Here is a 15,612-nt window from a genome sequence, read left to right as displayed (position 1 = left end):
CCTAGCGCAGGATCTAGTTAAACACCAAAAAGAGGGGGCATCTCAGCCCGCCTCTTTCTTTATAGTCCGTTAATTCCACCAAACCCAATACAGCGACATAATAATACAGGTACCGGCGGTAAAAAAACCACCCAGCATGAAGATAATCGGTATTAGATGTCCTTTATCTTTCAGGTGCATCCAGAAGCCCATCTGCACAATGACCTGAATGACTGCCATCACCAGGAGTAGAATAACCGCAAAGGTGGCATTCACCCCTCCAGCCGCAACAGCGGCGAAAGCAATTAAGGTCAAGACAATGGACAGTATAAAGACAACAATATGCCTCTGTGGCCCTTCATGCCGATGACGATGCTTATACCCGTCATTCTCTGGCACATGCTGATCTGTCGTCATAGTGTCTAGCCCACCTTTCCAAGTAGGTATACAACCGTAAAGATGAAGACCCATACCACATCAATAAAATGCCAGTACATGGCTGACACATACACTTTTGGTGCAGTAACTACGGTTAATCCTTTACGCATGAGTTGCCCAATCAGGATGGCGATCCATGCAATCCCGAAAGCTACGTGCGCACCGTGGAATCCTACTAATGTATAGAATGCCGAACTAAATGCACTTGTAGTCATTCCGAAGTCTTCGTGTCTCACATATTGAGTAAACTCATAGATCTCCAGAATCAGGAAGCCAAGCCCTAAGGCTACAGTTACCAAAAGCCAGTTACGAAGCACAGCCGGACGGTTCCTATGCATCGCTTGGATAGCGAATACACTCGTCAGACTGCTTACCAAAAGAATGAATGTTGCAGCAGCTACAAGCGGCAAGTGAAACAATTCATTCGCCGATGGCCCCTCATTCGTCTGATTACGCAATGCGAGGAACGTAGCGAACAACGTACCGAACAAAACCGCTTCCCCACCTAGAAACAACCAAAAGGCAAGAACCTTGTTTCGTCCTTCGAGCGTAGCTTTTTCCGGCTCGTGAGGAAATTCTTCCTTAGAAGCTTCTGCATGTGCCGTTGTCATGTCCGCTCACTTCCTTCCAGCTCTTCAGGTTCAATATGCCATCCATGATCATCATACAGCGAACGCAACAGCATAGATCCAAACGTGATGATAAGACCGATGGCTGTAACGATATAATTATTAAACATAAAGCTCATAAAGGCGTTGCCGAAGTCATCCCGACTGAACATGAAGCCAAGTCCAGCGATGAAAATTCCAACAGACATAGTAAACGGCAATATAGTTGCAGACGGCATATGGATCGAGCCGACCGGTTCTGCCGGAGTCATGCCTTTATTTCCTGCCATCTTTTCTTTCCAGAATGCATCAATACCACGGATAAGTGGGGTTTGCTTGAAGTTATATTCTGGTGGTGGTGAAGGAATCGTCCATTCTAGTGTACGTCCATCCTCCCAAGGATCATTAGCTGCATCCGCCGGTCTTCTTGAAGTTAGATAGATGTTAACCAAGAATATAATCATGCCCACACTCATCAATCCAGCACCGATTGTACTGACTAAATTCAGCAAATCGAATTGCTGATTCGGCAAATACGTGAATACCCGACGTTGCATCCCCATGAGTCCAAGGAAATGCTGTACAAAGAATGTCAGATGGAATCCGATGATAAACGTCCAGAAGGTCCATTTGCCCAGCTTCTCACTTAGCATCCGACCAAACATCTTCGGCCACCAGTAATGCAGACCTGCAAACAGGCCAAGCACCAAGCCGCCCACAATAACGTAGTGAAAATGTGCTACAACAAAATACGTATCATGGAACTGAAAGTCAGCAGGCGCAGAAGCCAGCATGACGCCAGTGACGCCACCCATCGTAAAGGTAGGAATGAATCCTGCCGCGAACAGGTTTGGTGTCGTGAAACGTACTTGCCCGCCCCACATCGTGAACAACCAGTTAAAAATCTTGATTCCTGTCGGAACCGCAATCAACATCGTCGATACAGAGAACAACGCATTAGCTACCGGCCCAAGTCCGGTAGTGAACATATGGTGAGCCCAAACCATGAAGCCCAGGAAGGCAATCAGGATGGTAGCGAACACCATTGAGCTATACCCGAACAATCGCTTCCGTGAAAAAGTCGGGATAACCTCCGATATAATTCCGAAGGCAGGCAGAATGAGGATATATACTTCTGGATGACCAAATATCCAGAAGATATGTTGCCAGAGCACCGGATTCCCCCCAGCCCCAACCTCGAAGAAATTGGCTCCAAGTATCCGGTCGAATGTCAGCAGTACTAAACCTACTGTAACTGCTGGAAATGCAAACAAAATAATTGCGGAAGTAATAAATGTAGTCCAAGCAAACATCGGCATCCGCATGTAGGTCATTCCCGGCGCGCGCATCGTAATGATCGTGGCTAGAAAGTTAATCCCCCCGATGAGGGTACCTAATCCGGCAATTTGAAGACCAATCGTATAAAAGTCTACACCGTGTGTAGTGCTGTATGTACTCGTAGATAGTGGGGTGTAGGAGGTCCATCCGGCATCAGGAGCGCCACCCATTATCCAGCTGAGATTCAGTAGAATTCCGCCGAACAGGAAGGTCCAGAAGCCAAGTGCATTTAGAAAAGGAAAGGCTACGTCACGTGCACCGATCTGTAGCGGTATGACGGCATTCATTAAGGCGAAGATGATTGGCATGACGCCGAGGAATATCATCGTCGTACCATGCATGGTAATAAGTTCATTAAACGTTTGGGCATCCAAAAAATTATTCATCGGCTTGATGAGTTGCCAGCGAATCAGAAGTGCTTCAATTCCGCCGATACCAAAAAATAATCCTCCGGCCCATAGGTACAAAATTGCGATTTTTTTATGATCGACGGTTGTTAGCCAATCCATAAGTCCTGTATGGCGCTTCACACTGTGGCCATGCCCCAGAGGCTTGGATGAATTCAAGGTATGCGCTGCTTGAGCCAAAGTTCGTACCCCCTTTTTCGAAAGTTCCGCCCGCCTTTAGGCTAAGGCATTAGTCCAGCTTATAGTTGGCCAGATACTCAGCAATGCCATCAATCTCCGCATCACTTAGGCCTAGATCTTTGGGGTTAGGCATCAGATTGCCCGGTTTTACGGATTGTGGATCATGCAGCCATGTTTTGAGATTCTCCTCAATTGGTGCACCATCCTCCCTCGTGTCGTCGTTGAGCAGGATCCCTGCAATCGACTCCCGAGAACCAATTCCGGTCAAGTTCGGCGCATTATTAATCCCTTGATCACCTACAGCGTGGCAAGTCAGACACGCCGCTTTGAACTTCTCAGCTAAAGCAGGATCCTCTGGCAGCACAGCTACGGGTGCTTTCATCGAATCTATCCACTTCTGAAAATCTTGCTCACTAACCGATTTCACCTTAAATTCCATGAATCCATGAGACGGCCCGCATAGTTCCGCACATTTCCCACGGTAAACGCCTTCATTAGGTGCACTGAAGCTGAAGCGGTTAATCGTCCCGGCTGGGTTGGTGTCAATTTTACCGGAAAGGGAAGGGACCCAGAAGGAGTGCAGCACGTCTTTAGTCTCCAGTTCAAAAGCAATATCTTTGCCCACTGGAATAATCAGATCCTGCGCTGTAGTCACCTTGTAATCGGTATACTCAAACTCCCACCAATATTGGTGGCCGGTTACTTTAACCTTAATCGCATCCTTGTCATTGGCATGATCATCTCCTGCGGCGAACACTGCTTTCACCGTTGGAACTGCCAGTACCACTACGAGGATAAGCGGAATGACCGTCCAGAGAATCTCAAGCTTGATGCTACCCTCAACCTGCTCAGGGATTTCATTCTGACCCGGCTTTCGACGGAAACGGATCAGTACATAAGCTGCAATCGTAAAGACAATCAGCAACACGACGATCATAATACTGATCGACAGCTCCATTAATCCATAAGACATTTCCGCCTGAGGCCCCTGTGGTCTGAGCACTGACAAGTCCTCACGGCCGCACCCGGCAAGAAAGAGACCAAACATAGCGGTCATGGGAAGGAGTCGCTTTACAGCCTGCCACGTTTTCATCATTGATCTACCCCGCTTTTCCCGATTTCGTAGGTTCCTGTTTTTTTCTGTCAATTATAACAATCACTATTAATATAAGTTTAAGGGAAAGTTTTGTCAATCGTTCACAACTAGTTCACATTGTAATTTTCGACATAATAATTCCTTGTCCCACCTGCATTTATGCGCATTTTTTGAAAACGCAATCAAATAAAAAATGATCGTTAAAGCGCATTCATTGTGAAATGTGTCTATTAATTCATTTGACTATTTTATGAGAGACAATATTTCTTATTCATAAATGTACATACAAAAAAAACCGATTCCTGCAACAAACGCTGCTCGGGCACGGTTTATAAGAATCCTCGTGGATGTTATTACTCAAAATGATGTCAAAAGTAAGTGACACTCGTATCTGTTAGCTAGGAGACGGATGAATTCATCTTTACCAGCTCATGCTCCACGACCATGGTCAGTTCTTCTTCATAGCCTCCGGTAATCCGATATTTTCGGACGTACTCCTTTACGAATTTCTTGGGATCTTTGGGCCGGAAAATACGTGTCATTTCCCGTAAACTTTCCTTGACTTCGTTATGACCTTTACTTGCCATGATCAGTTCCCTCCCAAAACATTGAAAATGAATGCTCCGTTGTAGAGAATGCATGATGAAAAGTACGCCGTAACCTCGAATGCAAGTGAAGCAACCATTACACATACGTGGCTTGCATTATCCGCCAAAACGTAAAATTCAAAGCTTCAAAGCCTTGAGATACTGGTTCGCCGGTGAAGCAGGTTCGTCGTGATTTGGGCTGAGAGTAAGGACGCCTGTTGAACGAAAGCTCCTTGACACTTTTATTACCCGAAGAGCCACTTACTGAATCACCCCTTTCGGGCCTTATCGTTATATTGTATCATATTCCGGTCCAACTTCCACCTTTCCTTGTAAAATGTGCTAATTGGAAAATTTTTATTTTTTTACAATGTTCTTCGTAAGTCATATTGCTCGTGTCGGGTTAAAATACAATATGCTCTATAGCAGGCCACACCTAGCACATACCACAGCAAGAAAAGGAGATCATTATGGGCCAACCTACACCATTACTGACTTCATCTTATAACGTAGTTCCCGCGATGACTACCGCGCTACCCGAGGAAACTGCAACGCGCCGTGAGGGTCTTGAACAAGCTGATTATGCTATTCAGAAAGAATATCCAAAGATGCATAGTATGCTTATCGCTCGCCATGGCAAGCTCATCTTTGAACGTTATTACGGCAACCATCATGCCGGGGCATTAAATGATCTTCGATCTGCGACTAAAAGCTTTATCAGCGCAATTACCGGAATCGCTATCGATCGGGGAGATATCCCTGATATCGATGTCTCGGTTTCCAAGGTACTTCGTAAACATGTTCCATACCTGCACTCCCCTCATTTATCAAAAATCACTCTCCGTCATCTGCTTACCATGACTTCCGGATTTAGCTGGATCACGGGCAAGAAGCTGGGGGAGCCTTTCGTCCGGAATCTCCATCGTAGTCGCCGCTGGGGTTCCTTTGCTCTTAGTATGAACATAATTCCGGAACATATCGGTCAATTTCAATACCGTAGTATCGACACCCATCTGATTTCGATGATCCTTAGTGAATCTACAGGTCTTGATGCATTCACCTATGCTGCTGAGCATTTATTTAGCCCTCTCCGAATGACTCACACGGCTTGGTTACCGAGTCCCGAAGGACATAGTATGGGACATATTGGTCTGTACTTAAACTCAAGAGATATGGCTAAATTTGGTATATGTCTGCTTAATAACGGCGTATTTGCAAAACAGCAGATCATTCCGAAGCATTGGCTGCAAGAAGCACTAACTGCACAGACTACGGGATACCCGGCTTTTGGAGATTACGGATATCAGTTCTGGGTAGGTACGATGAGCGGCCAACCCTACAAGCTTGCCCACGGTCATGGCGGACAGCAAATCCTTCTCCTGCCCAAGTTAGATACGGTAGTGGTCTTTACAGCAGAGAGTAAGACAAACAATTGGAAGAACCCCCGCAAGCTGTTGGAAAAGTATATTATACCCACAATGAGCTAAACATACTTTTTCCTGACAAGTCATAGGCTTTTAAGGAAGAAGGAGTAGCGAACTAACCCCCTTCTTCTCCAAGTAGAAGGAGAGTGAGCCCTTTGTCCCCTTTCAAATCATCCACCGGATTGCCCGATAATATTGCGGGCGCGCTGTGCTATTTTTTCCCTTTTATCGGCGGTGTTGTCTTTCTCGCTCTGGAGAAACGCAACCGCTTCGTGCTGTTCCACGCGTTGCAATCACTGCTTACGTTCGGCGTGCTGATGATTCTCCATGTCCTAACCGGATTTATCCCTTTTCTCGGTTCCCTGTTGAGTGCAATCCTCTCTCTTTGCAGCTTTGCTATATGGCTGCTTATGATCTATCAAGCTTTAAGCAGCAGATGGTATAAGCTCCCTTGGGTTGGGGATATCGCAGAAAGTCAGATTCGGCATCTATAAACACCGCTGAACTAACACCTCTTATCGCTGAAAAGTATTCCCTTTTGCCCATCCACTCCTTACAATGGAAAGACGGGCATCAACGGAATTCTACAGGCTGGAGGAATTTAAATGTATCTATTCATCATAAACCCGCGTTCCGGCGGGGGCGCAGGCGGGCGGACCTGGCATACTGTAGAGGCGCTCATGAAAGAGCGGATGCTGCCCTATATGACCTTGTTTACGCATAGCGCAGAGGGTACAGAAGCTCTCGTTCTAAATACACTTAAACACCGTGAGGACTGGAAAGCCGCGATTGTAATCGGCGGCGATGGCACGCTGCACAGCATTTTGGGTGCCCTTCGTGGCAAAGATATTCCTATGGCAATCATCCCTGCCGGCTCCGGTAACGACTCCGCACGCGGCTTCGGCATTCCGCTTTCGACTGAAGCCGCGCTGGAAGCTGCACTTAGCGAACGGTATATCGAAGCCGATCTGATCTCAGGCGCAAACGGACTGACTTTAACAGCCGTTGCCAACGGCTTTGATGCTCAGGTGGCCGAGAATGTGAATGCCAGCCGTTACAAACGGCTGTGCAATGCCATTGGCGCAGGCCAACTGGCTTATATCATCGGCATATTGCATACGCTGATGACGTTTAAGCCATGCCGGGTGAGTGTTGCGTGCGACGGGACGGAGCACGTCTTTGAGAAGGCATGGCTGGTCTCGGTCTGCAACCTGCCCAGCTACGGCGGCGGGCTCTTGATCTGCCCGCAGGCGAAGGCCGATGACGGCCAGCTCGACGTCTGCGTCGTGCACGGGTGCAGCCGCGGGCAGCTGCTGCGGCTGTTCCCAACGGTACTGAAGGGCAAGCATGTAGTGTTGCCCTTCGTGTCGATGCTGCGTGGACGTAGCGTAGCCGTCAACTTCGCAGAGCCCCGGCCGGCGATCGGCGATGGCGAGAGCTTCGGCAAAGGGCCGCTTGCCGTGCGCTGCGAGCCTGGATCGCTGCGGGTGCTCTCGCCGCTGGCGGCGGTTAGCGCGCAGCGCCACGCCGATCCTGCAGCGGCATGCGGTAGCAACGGGTAATCCATACCCGTGCATCACAAAAAAAACAGCAAGAGACAGGCTTATAAACCTGTCTCTTGCTGTTTTGTGTTAACTTCATCCGAATCTACACCAAAGAGTCTTAGCTAAGTAGCCCTTCCTCTTCTTCCACGAAAGAGATTCTTCCGTCCTCCAGTGAAGCGATTCGCACGAGTGATTCTACCCGGTAACCAGCTTCCTGCAGTAACCGATTTCCTGGCTGGAACGCTTTTTCGATCACGATACCAATCCCAACCACACTTCCTCCTGCCTGCTCAACAATACGAGCAAGTCCGAAGGCGGCTTCGCCATTCGCCAAAAAATCATCAACAATCAGAACTCGCTCACCCGGAGCAATGAACTTCTTGGAAACGGTAATTTCATTCGTTTCTTTCTTCGTGAAGGAGTAAACCTTTTCTACATAAATATCCTCTGTCAGCGTCAACGATTTCTGCTTACGGGCAAAAATCAGCGGAACCTCCAGCTCTAATGCCGTCATAATCCCCGGAGCAATTCCCGAAGATTCAATCGTCAGTACCTTCGTAATCTCTTCGCCGGAAAAACGGCGGGTAAACTCACGGCCAACCTCACGCATTAGAAAGGGGTCCATCTGATGATTCAGAAAAGAATCTACCTTGAGCACGCCTTGCCCGAGTACAATACCTTCTTTTAACACCTTTTGTCTCAACAGCTCCATTGTGCTCCTCCTTCTCCCATCAATGAATCCTTTCTCCCCACTTTATAGACCTGTCGGTTTTTGTGGCAATAAATTTCCAACGATAGATTTTAAATTATGGTCATCCTTGCTCTTTTCTTGCCCATTATCATAACCCGTAATTCGGATCTCCACGAAATCGCCCGGATTTACCGGTTTAAAGATCAATTTCTCGCGGTCTTCCAGTCTCACGTTAAATTTCATGTCCTTGAACATTTCAACTAGCTCTGCTTCTCCGGGACTTGCTCCTTTATCCAGAAACAGCAGTCCACGCAATTTTTTAGGACCATCCTCATGCACCACTTCAAAATGTACGATACATTCCATGCTTTTCACCTCCCTGTAATAGCTACTGCGCCTGTTCTTCCCCATCATCGCCTGGATCATGCATCACATATTTGCTGTGAATTTTGCTGTAACGCTCACCATAACGTTCTTCTAATTCTGCGCCCATATCCTGCTCCAGCTCGAACAGCACCATTTCCTGTGCAAAATGATTCAATAGCAGATCTACTAACACCGGGTGCTCGGTTACAACCGCTTGCGCCGATCCATCTTCATAGCGCATCCCGAGCATACACCAGCTCCGATCGATTACGAATGAGAACTTCCGTCCATCTGTTCGCTGAGAATCTCTTCCGAGAGGCGGCCATACCGGATAGGCGGCAGGAGCAGCATTGCCACCATCAAACGCCCACAAGAGTCTAACGCCACGCAACTCCGCCTGTTCAAGTTCACTCCGTAGAAGTGACGCTTCCTCACGCCACATATCCACTACGATCTCTTGCTCAGCCATATTAAGTTGGCGAATAAGAGCGCCCAATACATTGCGGTCACCTTCCACATTATAAAACGAAGGGCTAACAGGTCCACCGCGAGGCATCTCACTTTCCATATAAGCCAGTGAAGCTTGAACCCGTCCCGAGATCATGGTCGCAAGCTCCTCTGGATTGAGAACACTGTACCGCGCAGGTTCTCCTTCACCACATCGTACATATCCCTGCTGCGTAAGGCGTTGTAACGCCGCATACACATTCGATCTTGAAACTCCGAGCTGTTTGGCAACCTCATAGCCAGAAGCCTGACCTTTTGTCGCAAGCTCTACCATAATTTTGGACTCCATCTCTGTGAAGCCCAGATTGCGCAGATGCAGCAGCAGCTGTTCCATCTTGTTGTCCCCCTAAGCTGACTGAAATCCGTTCTATATTTGCTCTGACCCACATCGCGGGCACCATAAGGAGCCCTTAGGTAATTCGTTCCGACAGATTTGGCACTGGATCATATCTCGTACACCATGGTCCTCAGTGACCGCAGATTCCTCCTGGTGCTCATTCTTGTGCCATTCGCCGAAGCGACGGTCTAGTTCAAGCTGTCTTTTTCTTTCCCGTTCCAGCTGCTCGGCTTGTTTACGTTCCCGCTCAATATCTTGCTCGCTCGCCTTATATTCTTCAAGTGGCAGCTCATCATCCGGATGCTGAACTTCAGCATATACGACACTCTGCGGGTGCAGCTTCATTGCAATTTCCTTCTCTTCATCCGTAAGCTCATCTGCGCCATAATATTGATCTTCGTCATCTTCATTCACAGATTGAACAAATACCGGTGTGGAAGGCACCCTTCTCGAAGCGGACAATGGTTCCAGCTTACTTCCGCATTTCGGACAAAAGTTTGCATCAAGCGCCACAATATGACCACAGGAACATAACCGCTCATTTTTCAGCTCAGCAATTCGTGTCCGCAGGACTTCGATTTTTTCCTGAAGTTTGGAACAGTTACGGGACAGCTCCACCATTTTACCTTCAGCTACCGACATATCCTTTGAACGATATCCTTCATAAAAAAGTCTGCCCATTTTCGTAAATTCAACTTCCATCTCTTGTTCAACATCGGAAATAAGTCCGTTCAGCTTGCCGATCTCTACTGAGTTTTGGGCTTTTTCGGTAACCCGGCTCGCGCTATCTTTAATTTTTTTGATAAAACTCATTACAGTTCCTCCCTCTCCAGCGATACGTGTTTCTATCATACCAAATGTATCGAGTAGATTCATTAATGTGCTTTAATACGCGATTTAGAGGAGAATGTTCCTATAAAATCCATACTAATTGATTTAAGCCACTTCCCTCTTACACTTATGGGTTATATTTCCTAATTTTGAATGTAATTTTGCGTCAGGGGTTCTACATCGGTTAAAATAGAATTATCACAAATAACGAAATCGGGAGAGTTTCAGTGGAAGAACATGAGAGCACACAGCTTACGCTTAGTCAGCTACAGGTACACGTAAAGGATCTGCAACAGTGGCAAGGTAACAGCAACGAGGATTTCGCTAAACTGGTTAACGAGTTCGAAGCCTTACCGGCACTCTATCGCCACGCGTTAAATGATCTTCAGAATAAAATTGATGTGATCAAGACGGAATGGCAATCCCGCGACGGCTTCAGTCCCATCGAACATGTCAAATGCCGGATCAAAGAACCAAAGAGCATTCTTCAAAAGATGGAGCGCAAAGGCTACGGTTTCAGCTTGGAAAATATGGAGCAATACATTCACGATATTGCCGGAATGCGGATTGTATGTGCCTTCGTTAAAGATATATACCGTTTAGTAGATCATCTTAGTACACGCGAAGACATCCGCGTGCTTGAGATTAAAGATTATATAGCTCATCCTAAACCAAACGGATATCAAAGCCTTCATCTTATAGTCGGTATCCCACTCGTCCTGCTGGAAGGAACACGCTGGGTCAAGGCTGAGATCCAGCTGCGCACCCTAGCTATGGACTTTTGGGCAAGCATGGAACATATTCTGTATTATAAATTCGATAAGCAGTTGCCTTCGCATGTCGCTGAGGAACTGAAAGAAGCCGCGCGCGCCGCTGATGAACTAGATCAAAAAATGCTTCGTCTTCGCCGCGAAATTCTAGAGCTTTCAGAAGGAGAATTGCCTCCTGCTGGTCAGCATTAGAATAACTAACCAGATACTCTGTTAGATAATTAGGCAAAACAAGAGGCTGTTTCAAGAGTAGCATTCACTACTTTTGAGACAGCCTCTTTCGTATTTTCACTTACCGCTTAATCAGACCCTTATTCGCCCGACGTGCAGACGCTTCTGCAACCCGCTGCATAATCAAAGTTAATCCCTCAATGGCTTTAGGTGTCTGCGGTAGCAACGTTCCCCAGTCTTCTGTAACTTCAGCTACTACTACCGGCGAAGGAAACGGTCTAGCCGCAATCTCATGGAACTGTGGCCCAGGCTGATGTAGAGAACCCTCAGCAGCCGCTTCTGCCAGCCATTCGCCAGAGGAAATGGCCGGACCCTTGCGTTCAAGCCGAGCCAATTCTGTAGAAAGTTCACTAACCGAGGCCTCTTCTTCCTCTGTTTCAGCTTCGCCGCTAGAAATATCCCCTTCAGCCCAAAGGGCAAAAATTCCGTCCAAGAGCTCTCCTTTAGTAAATCCTCTCAGCGAAAGTGCCAGCAGTGGCTCTTCAGCAAGACGTTCTTTAATAAGCTTCAAAGTTTCCGCCTTATGCTCCAAACCCTCACCCTCAAAAAGGGCTTGCTCCAGCTCACTATCCGTAGGTAGAAGCTCAAGCTCTGCCAGCTCACCCGTCAAACGTCCTTGCAGCAGGGCAAATACTTCCCCGGGACTTAGTGCCAGACTTCGTAATATTTCTTTTCTTCGGGAAGCATGCCATACCGGAACCTTCAGAGAGAGAGGTCGATCCGCTTGTTGTTCCTGAGAAGGCGCACTGGCGTTCAATTCACCCTTCGACCGAGACCCTCCCGTCACTTTCCCAGGTAGCACCGACCATGCTGCTTTTACTAATCCAGGCACAACTTCCAGCCGCATCTCTAACCGTTCACTCATTGTTCGATCCCTCCGTAACACTCATATCTGTCTTACATCCAGTCCTGATCCTGCAGTTCAATAAGTTCCTTCAGCTCATGATTGGACATCTCAGTCAACCATGTTTCGCCAGAGCCAACAACCTGCTCGGAAAGATTCTTCTTACGCTCAATCAATTCATCAATACGTTCTTCCAACGTTCCTTGGCAAATCAACTTATGCACTTGAACATTTTTATCCTGACCAATTCGGAATGCCCGGTCTGTCGCCTGATTCTCGACTGCCGGATTCCACCAACGGTCATAATGGATGACATGATTAGCTCTTGTAAGGTTCAACCCTACACCACCCGCTTTTAAAGAAAGTACGAAGAAGGATGGGCCTTTTCCCTCTTGAAAATCATGAACCATCTCGTCGCGCTCTCGTTTTGGAATTCCGCCGTGTAAGAATAGCGGCGCTGTTCCATAACGCTTAGTCAGCTTGCTAACCAAGAGCTCACCCATCGCTACATATTGAGTAAAGATCAACACAGATTCTCCGACCTCCGCAATGCTATCCAGAATCTCGAACATGACTTCCATTTTACCGGAATGCTCACTTCGCGGACCCCTGCCTTCTTCTTTGCGGAATAGCTGAGGATGATTACAAATCTGCTTCAATTTCGTTAGAGAAGACAGCACGAGTCCTCTGCGAGCCATCCCGCTACTCTCTCCAATCACGCCAAGCATTTCATCCACGACACCCTGATATAGGACTGCCTGTGTTTCCGTCAGCGGACAATAAGACTTCAGCTCCAGCTTCTCCGGTAAATCTTTAGAGATATCCGGATCGCTTTTCAAGCGGCGCAACAAGAATGGAGATACCAAGCGATGCAATTCCCTTAGTCGTTCTCCACCCTCTCCAGATACATAACGCTGCCGGAAGGAATGGTAGGTTCCTAGATAACCCGGGTTTAAAAAGTGAAAAATAGACCATAACTCACCTAGTCTGTTCTCTACTGGTGTCCCCGTCATAGCTATGCGATGCGGCGCTGATAACTTCATCACACTTTGCGCCTGTTTCGTCCGATGATTCTTAATATACTGAGCTTCATCCAGCACCACAGTGGACCACTGAACATTCGCTAAATCCTCGCTGTCACGACCTGCTAAATGATAGGTCGTCAATACAATATCATGACTGGCAGCCAGTTCTAAAAAGCTATCTCCCCGCACTCGGCGTCCACCATGATGAATGTGAACTTTAAGCGAAGGCGCAAAGCGCTGCAATTCCCGCTGCCAGTTCCCCAAAAGTGAGGTTGGGCATAGAATCAGCACAGGCTCCTGCTTCTCTTCAGATGGAGCACTTAAAGCGCGGTCCAGCAGGCAGGTAATGACCTGCACCGTCTTACCGAGACCCATGTCATCGGCCAGACACACCCCAAATCCCAGACCACTGAGAATGGAGAGCCATTGATAGCCGCGCTCCTGATAAGGTCTCAGGGTGCCGTGCAGACCTTCAGGTACGGCACGCACTGGAAGATTACGCAATATGTCGCCCCGCATCAGCGATGACAATAGTCCGGATGTTTCCATCCCCGTGACCGACATCCCTTTCCAGAGCCGCTCTTCACCATCCTCAGCCTCTAGGCGCATCCAATCGGCTGCGGTCATTTCCCCATTTTCATGGCGTTTCATATATCTAAGAACCTGGCGAATTTCTTTAGGATCTACCTCAATCCATTCTCCGCGGAAACGTACAAAGGGTACGCCTGCCTCCACTAGTGCGTTTAGTTCTTCTTCACTGATTGTACTCTCCCCAAGTGAGGCTTCAATGCGAAATGAAATCAGCTCTTCCATCCCAAGAGCCACTGGAGCAGGACTATCAATCCCACTCACTACCGGCTGCATTTTCATCTTCATGCCAATCCGGCGGCGTCCCTCACGGCTCCAGCGCGATGGCATCTGCACGGTTATTCCACGCTCACGCAGCTGCTGCACCGTCTCCTTCAAAAAGAAATAAAGACGCTCTGGTTCCAAATCTGCTCCCGTAGGTGCAGGCATAGAAAGAGCGCGCTCTATGTCTGGAGAGATTCTTGCCGCTCGGCCCAGCGCTATAAGAAGCTGCTGCTGTATATTTCGATAGCGTTTCCCCCATAACGTAAACTCTCGTTCCTTACTGCTCCAAATCGATTTTGCCGGAATCCAGAATTCCCCTTCTTCCTTGTTCTCCGCCCAGAAGGTTAACCGCCAGATTTCTTCATTATCTCCAGGGGGCTCAAGACGTAGCCCAAGACCCAGCTGTCCACTCCGCGCTTCTTCAGGTTCCGATTGCGGCACATCGCTACCAGCTGTCTCATTCACAGTAGCCAGAAGATCTGTCACCTCTGCTTGCGTTCCCTGCACGGGTATATCCCGGCTGCCTGTAAGAAGACTATTCCACCACAGCTCAGTTAAAGGGGAGTAACCCCGGCGATAATTGGCTTTGTAAGGGGTAAGTTCACTTTCAATACCCGCAATCACTTTCTTTATCTCTGCAGTCATTACCGCCTGCATAAAGGAGTAAAGCACATAGGCGCCTGCCTCTTCCCTCGAAGATAAATCCCCCGCTTCAGCTATATGCGTCCCTAAGGCCAATACCGGCATGGACGACGCCAGCTGCAGAAAGATCTCCTTATCCTCCTGCTTTCGAAAAGCTGGAGACCAGCAGACCGTTGCTGCTTGTTCACCACCACGACGGCGTGAACCTACCGGACGTGGGGGCAAGGCTCCTGGCGTAACGCCGCCAGTACCCATCAATTCCAGCGCAAAGCGGGCTGCTGCCGCCCAATAGCGCAATTCGCCTCCAGGCTCTACTCCCTGATCTCGGCATAACGTCTCATCCCATGCCAGAAGCAGTTCAAATGCATCGCTAGGGACTAAGGCGAGCCCTTCGAATGTTCTTCCGGGCAATCCACGGCGTGCTGGCTTCCCCTCTACAGGAGGAGCCGGATATTTCACTTCTGCGAGTCGCAGAGCAGCACTCGCAAAAGGGCGAACTCCTCCCTGCAGCTCCAGCCGCTTCACCACTCGGGTCCAAGCGTCAACCTTCGGCTCCGAAGTTTCGCCAGAGAAGCAAAATAACACATCCCCCAACCATATTGCATAAAGATGCTTAGTCATCGGTGATCTCCTGTCTTTTAAGCAAGCAAAAAAAGAACCAGTCCGCCACCATCAGGTGGTAACTGCAACCTTTTTCGCGAGAAATAAATTTTGAAGCTATACAAGTAGAAGTAGTTTCTCCATCCTTTTAGAGATGAGATACACTCCTGTAAGAAATATAAGGATAAAGAACTAGGATAAAACTTATCTGCTCTTGAATCTTCATCTCTTCATCTTATACGAAAAAGCGCTGATTTAAAAACGTTTCTGCATATTTTCTGTAGATTTTTATACAAATAAAGTTGAAGTACGTAG

General features: G+C 48.0%; 15 protein-coding genes. 4 read left to right on the top strand and 11 right to left on the bottom strand.

The window, feature by feature from the left end; translation table 11 throughout:
* Positions 1-69 precede the first annotated feature (69 nt).
* The 5 genes from MKX41_RS27275 to MKX41_RS27255 form a co-directional block, all read right to left on the bottom strand.
* Entirely contained in the window at positions 70-396 is a 327-nt protein-coding gene (locus tag MKX41_RS27275; protein WP_042184535.1) for a cytochrome C oxidase subunit IV family protein, read from the bottom strand.
* A 5-nt stretch (positions 397-401) separates the two neighbouring features.
* Positions 402-1,028 (bottom strand): cytochrome (ubi)quinol oxidase subunit III, encoded by a 627-nt coding sequence (locus tag MKX41_RS27270; RefSeq protein WP_042184533.1) that lies wholly within the window; start codon positions 1,026-1,028, stop codon positions 402-404.
* A complete protein-coding gene (ctaD, locus tag MKX41_RS27265) occupies positions 1,025-2,872 on the bottom strand; it encodes a cytochrome c oxidase subunit I (protein ID WP_042193223.1) in 1,848 nt (615 codons plus the stop codon). The genes MKX41_RS27270 and ctaD overlap by 4 nt, the downstream gene beginning before the upstream one ends.
* A 127-nt stretch (positions 2,873-2,999) precedes the next feature.
* Entirely contained in the window at positions 3,000-4,046 is a 1,047-nt protein-coding gene (gene coxB / locus MKX41_RS27260) for a cytochrome c oxidase subunit II (RefSeq protein WP_042123804.1), read from the bottom strand.
* Between the two features lie 398 nt (positions 4,047-4,444).
* Entirely contained in the window at positions 4,445-4,633 is a 189-nt protein-coding gene (locus tag MKX41_RS27255; RefSeq protein WP_042123803.1) for a hypothetical protein, read from the bottom strand.
* Between the two features lie 470 nt (positions 4,634-5,103).
* On the opposite strand from MKX41_RS27255, the gene MKX41_RS27250 reads away from it, so the two are divergent.
* The 3 genes from MKX41_RS27250 to MKX41_RS27240 all read left to right on the top strand — a co-directional run bounded on the left by MKX41_RS27250 (position 5,104) and on the right by MKX41_RS27240 (position 7,619).
* Complete coding sequence (locus tag MKX41_RS27250; protein ID WP_340973948.1) at positions 5,104-6,120, top strand: serine hydrolase domain-containing protein; 1,017 nt, start codon at positions 5,104-5,106, stop codon at positions 6,118-6,120.
* 92 nt (positions 6,121-6,212) lie between these two features.
* A complete protein-coding gene (locus MKX41_RS27245; RefSeq protein WP_060626766.1) occupies positions 6,213-6,551 on the top strand; it encodes a DUF4870 domain-containing protein in 339 nt (112 codons plus the stop codon).
* Between the two features lie 111 nt (positions 6,552-6,662).
* Positions 6,663-7,619 (top strand): diacylglycerol/lipid kinase family protein, encoded by a 957-nt coding sequence (locus MKX41_RS27240; protein WP_340973947.1) that lies wholly within the window; start codon positions 6,663-6,665, stop codon positions 7,617-7,619.
* 100 nt (positions 7,620-7,719) lie between these two features.
* On the opposite strand, the gene MKX41_RS27235 is transcribed toward MKX41_RS27240, so the two are convergent.
* Genes MKX41_RS27235 through MKX41_RS27220 form a run of 4 tightly spaced genes read right to left on the bottom strand, consistent with a single transcriptional unit; the run spans position 7,720 to position 10,315 of the window.
* Entirely contained in the window at positions 7,720-8,313 is a 594-nt protein-coding gene (locus tag MKX41_RS27235) for a xanthine phosphoribosyltransferase (protein WP_042123794.1), read from the bottom strand.
* A 42-nt stretch (positions 8,314-8,355) separates the two neighbouring features.
* Positions 8,356-8,658 carry a hypothetical protein gene (locus MKX41_RS27230; RefSeq protein ID WP_042184527.1) on the bottom strand — a complete coding sequence of 101 codons (303 nt, stop codon included), beginning with the start codon at positions 8,656-8,658 and terminating at the stop codon, positions 8,356-8,358.
* Positions 8,659-8,680: 22 nt separating this feature from the next.
* Positions 8,681-9,499, bottom strand: coding sequence for a TrmB family transcriptional regulator (locus tag MKX41_RS27225; RefSeq protein ID WP_042184525.1), 819 nt, complete (start codon positions 9,497-9,499; stop codon positions 8,681-8,683).
* A 33-nt stretch (positions 9,500-9,532) separates the two neighbouring features.
* Entirely contained in the window at positions 9,533-10,315 is a 783-nt protein-coding gene (locus MKX41_RS27220) for a zinc ribbon domain-containing protein (RefSeq protein WP_339244542.1), read from the bottom strand.
* A 305-nt stretch (positions 10,316-10,620) separates the two neighbouring features.
* Here MKX41_RS27220 and MKX41_RS27215 point away from each other — a divergent pair, with 305 nt between their 5' ends.
* Complete coding sequence (locus MKX41_RS27215) at positions 10,621-11,295, top strand: GTP pyrophosphokinase (RefSeq protein ID WP_042193221.1); 675 nt, start codon at positions 10,621-10,623, stop codon at positions 11,293-11,295.
* Positions 11,296-11,395: 100 nt separating this feature from the next.
* Here the strand turns inward: MKX41_RS27215 and MKX41_RS27210 are convergent, their stop codons facing one another.
* On the bottom strand, positions 11,396-12,199 hold the full coding sequence (locus MKX41_RS27210) for a hypothetical protein (protein ID WP_340973943.1): 804 nt from the start codon (positions 12,197-12,199) through the stop codon (positions 11,396-11,398).
* A 32-nt stretch (positions 12,200-12,231) separates the two neighbouring features.
* Complete coding sequence (locus MKX41_RS27205; RefSeq protein WP_042184521.1) at positions 12,232-15,318, bottom strand: DEAD/DEAH box helicase; 3,087 nt, start codon at positions 15,316-15,318, stop codon at positions 12,232-12,234.
* Between the last annotated feature and the right edge of the window lie 294 nt (positions 15,319-15,612).

The sequence above is a fragment of the Paenibacillus sp. FSL R5-0475 genome (genome assembly GCF_038004585.1).
GTDB lineage: Bacteria > Bacillota > Bacilli > Paenibacillales > Paenibacillaceae > Paenibacillus_AQ.
The sequence above is the reverse complement of the archived record's forward strand: the minus strand, read 5'-3'. Positions and strand labels throughout refer to the sequence as shown.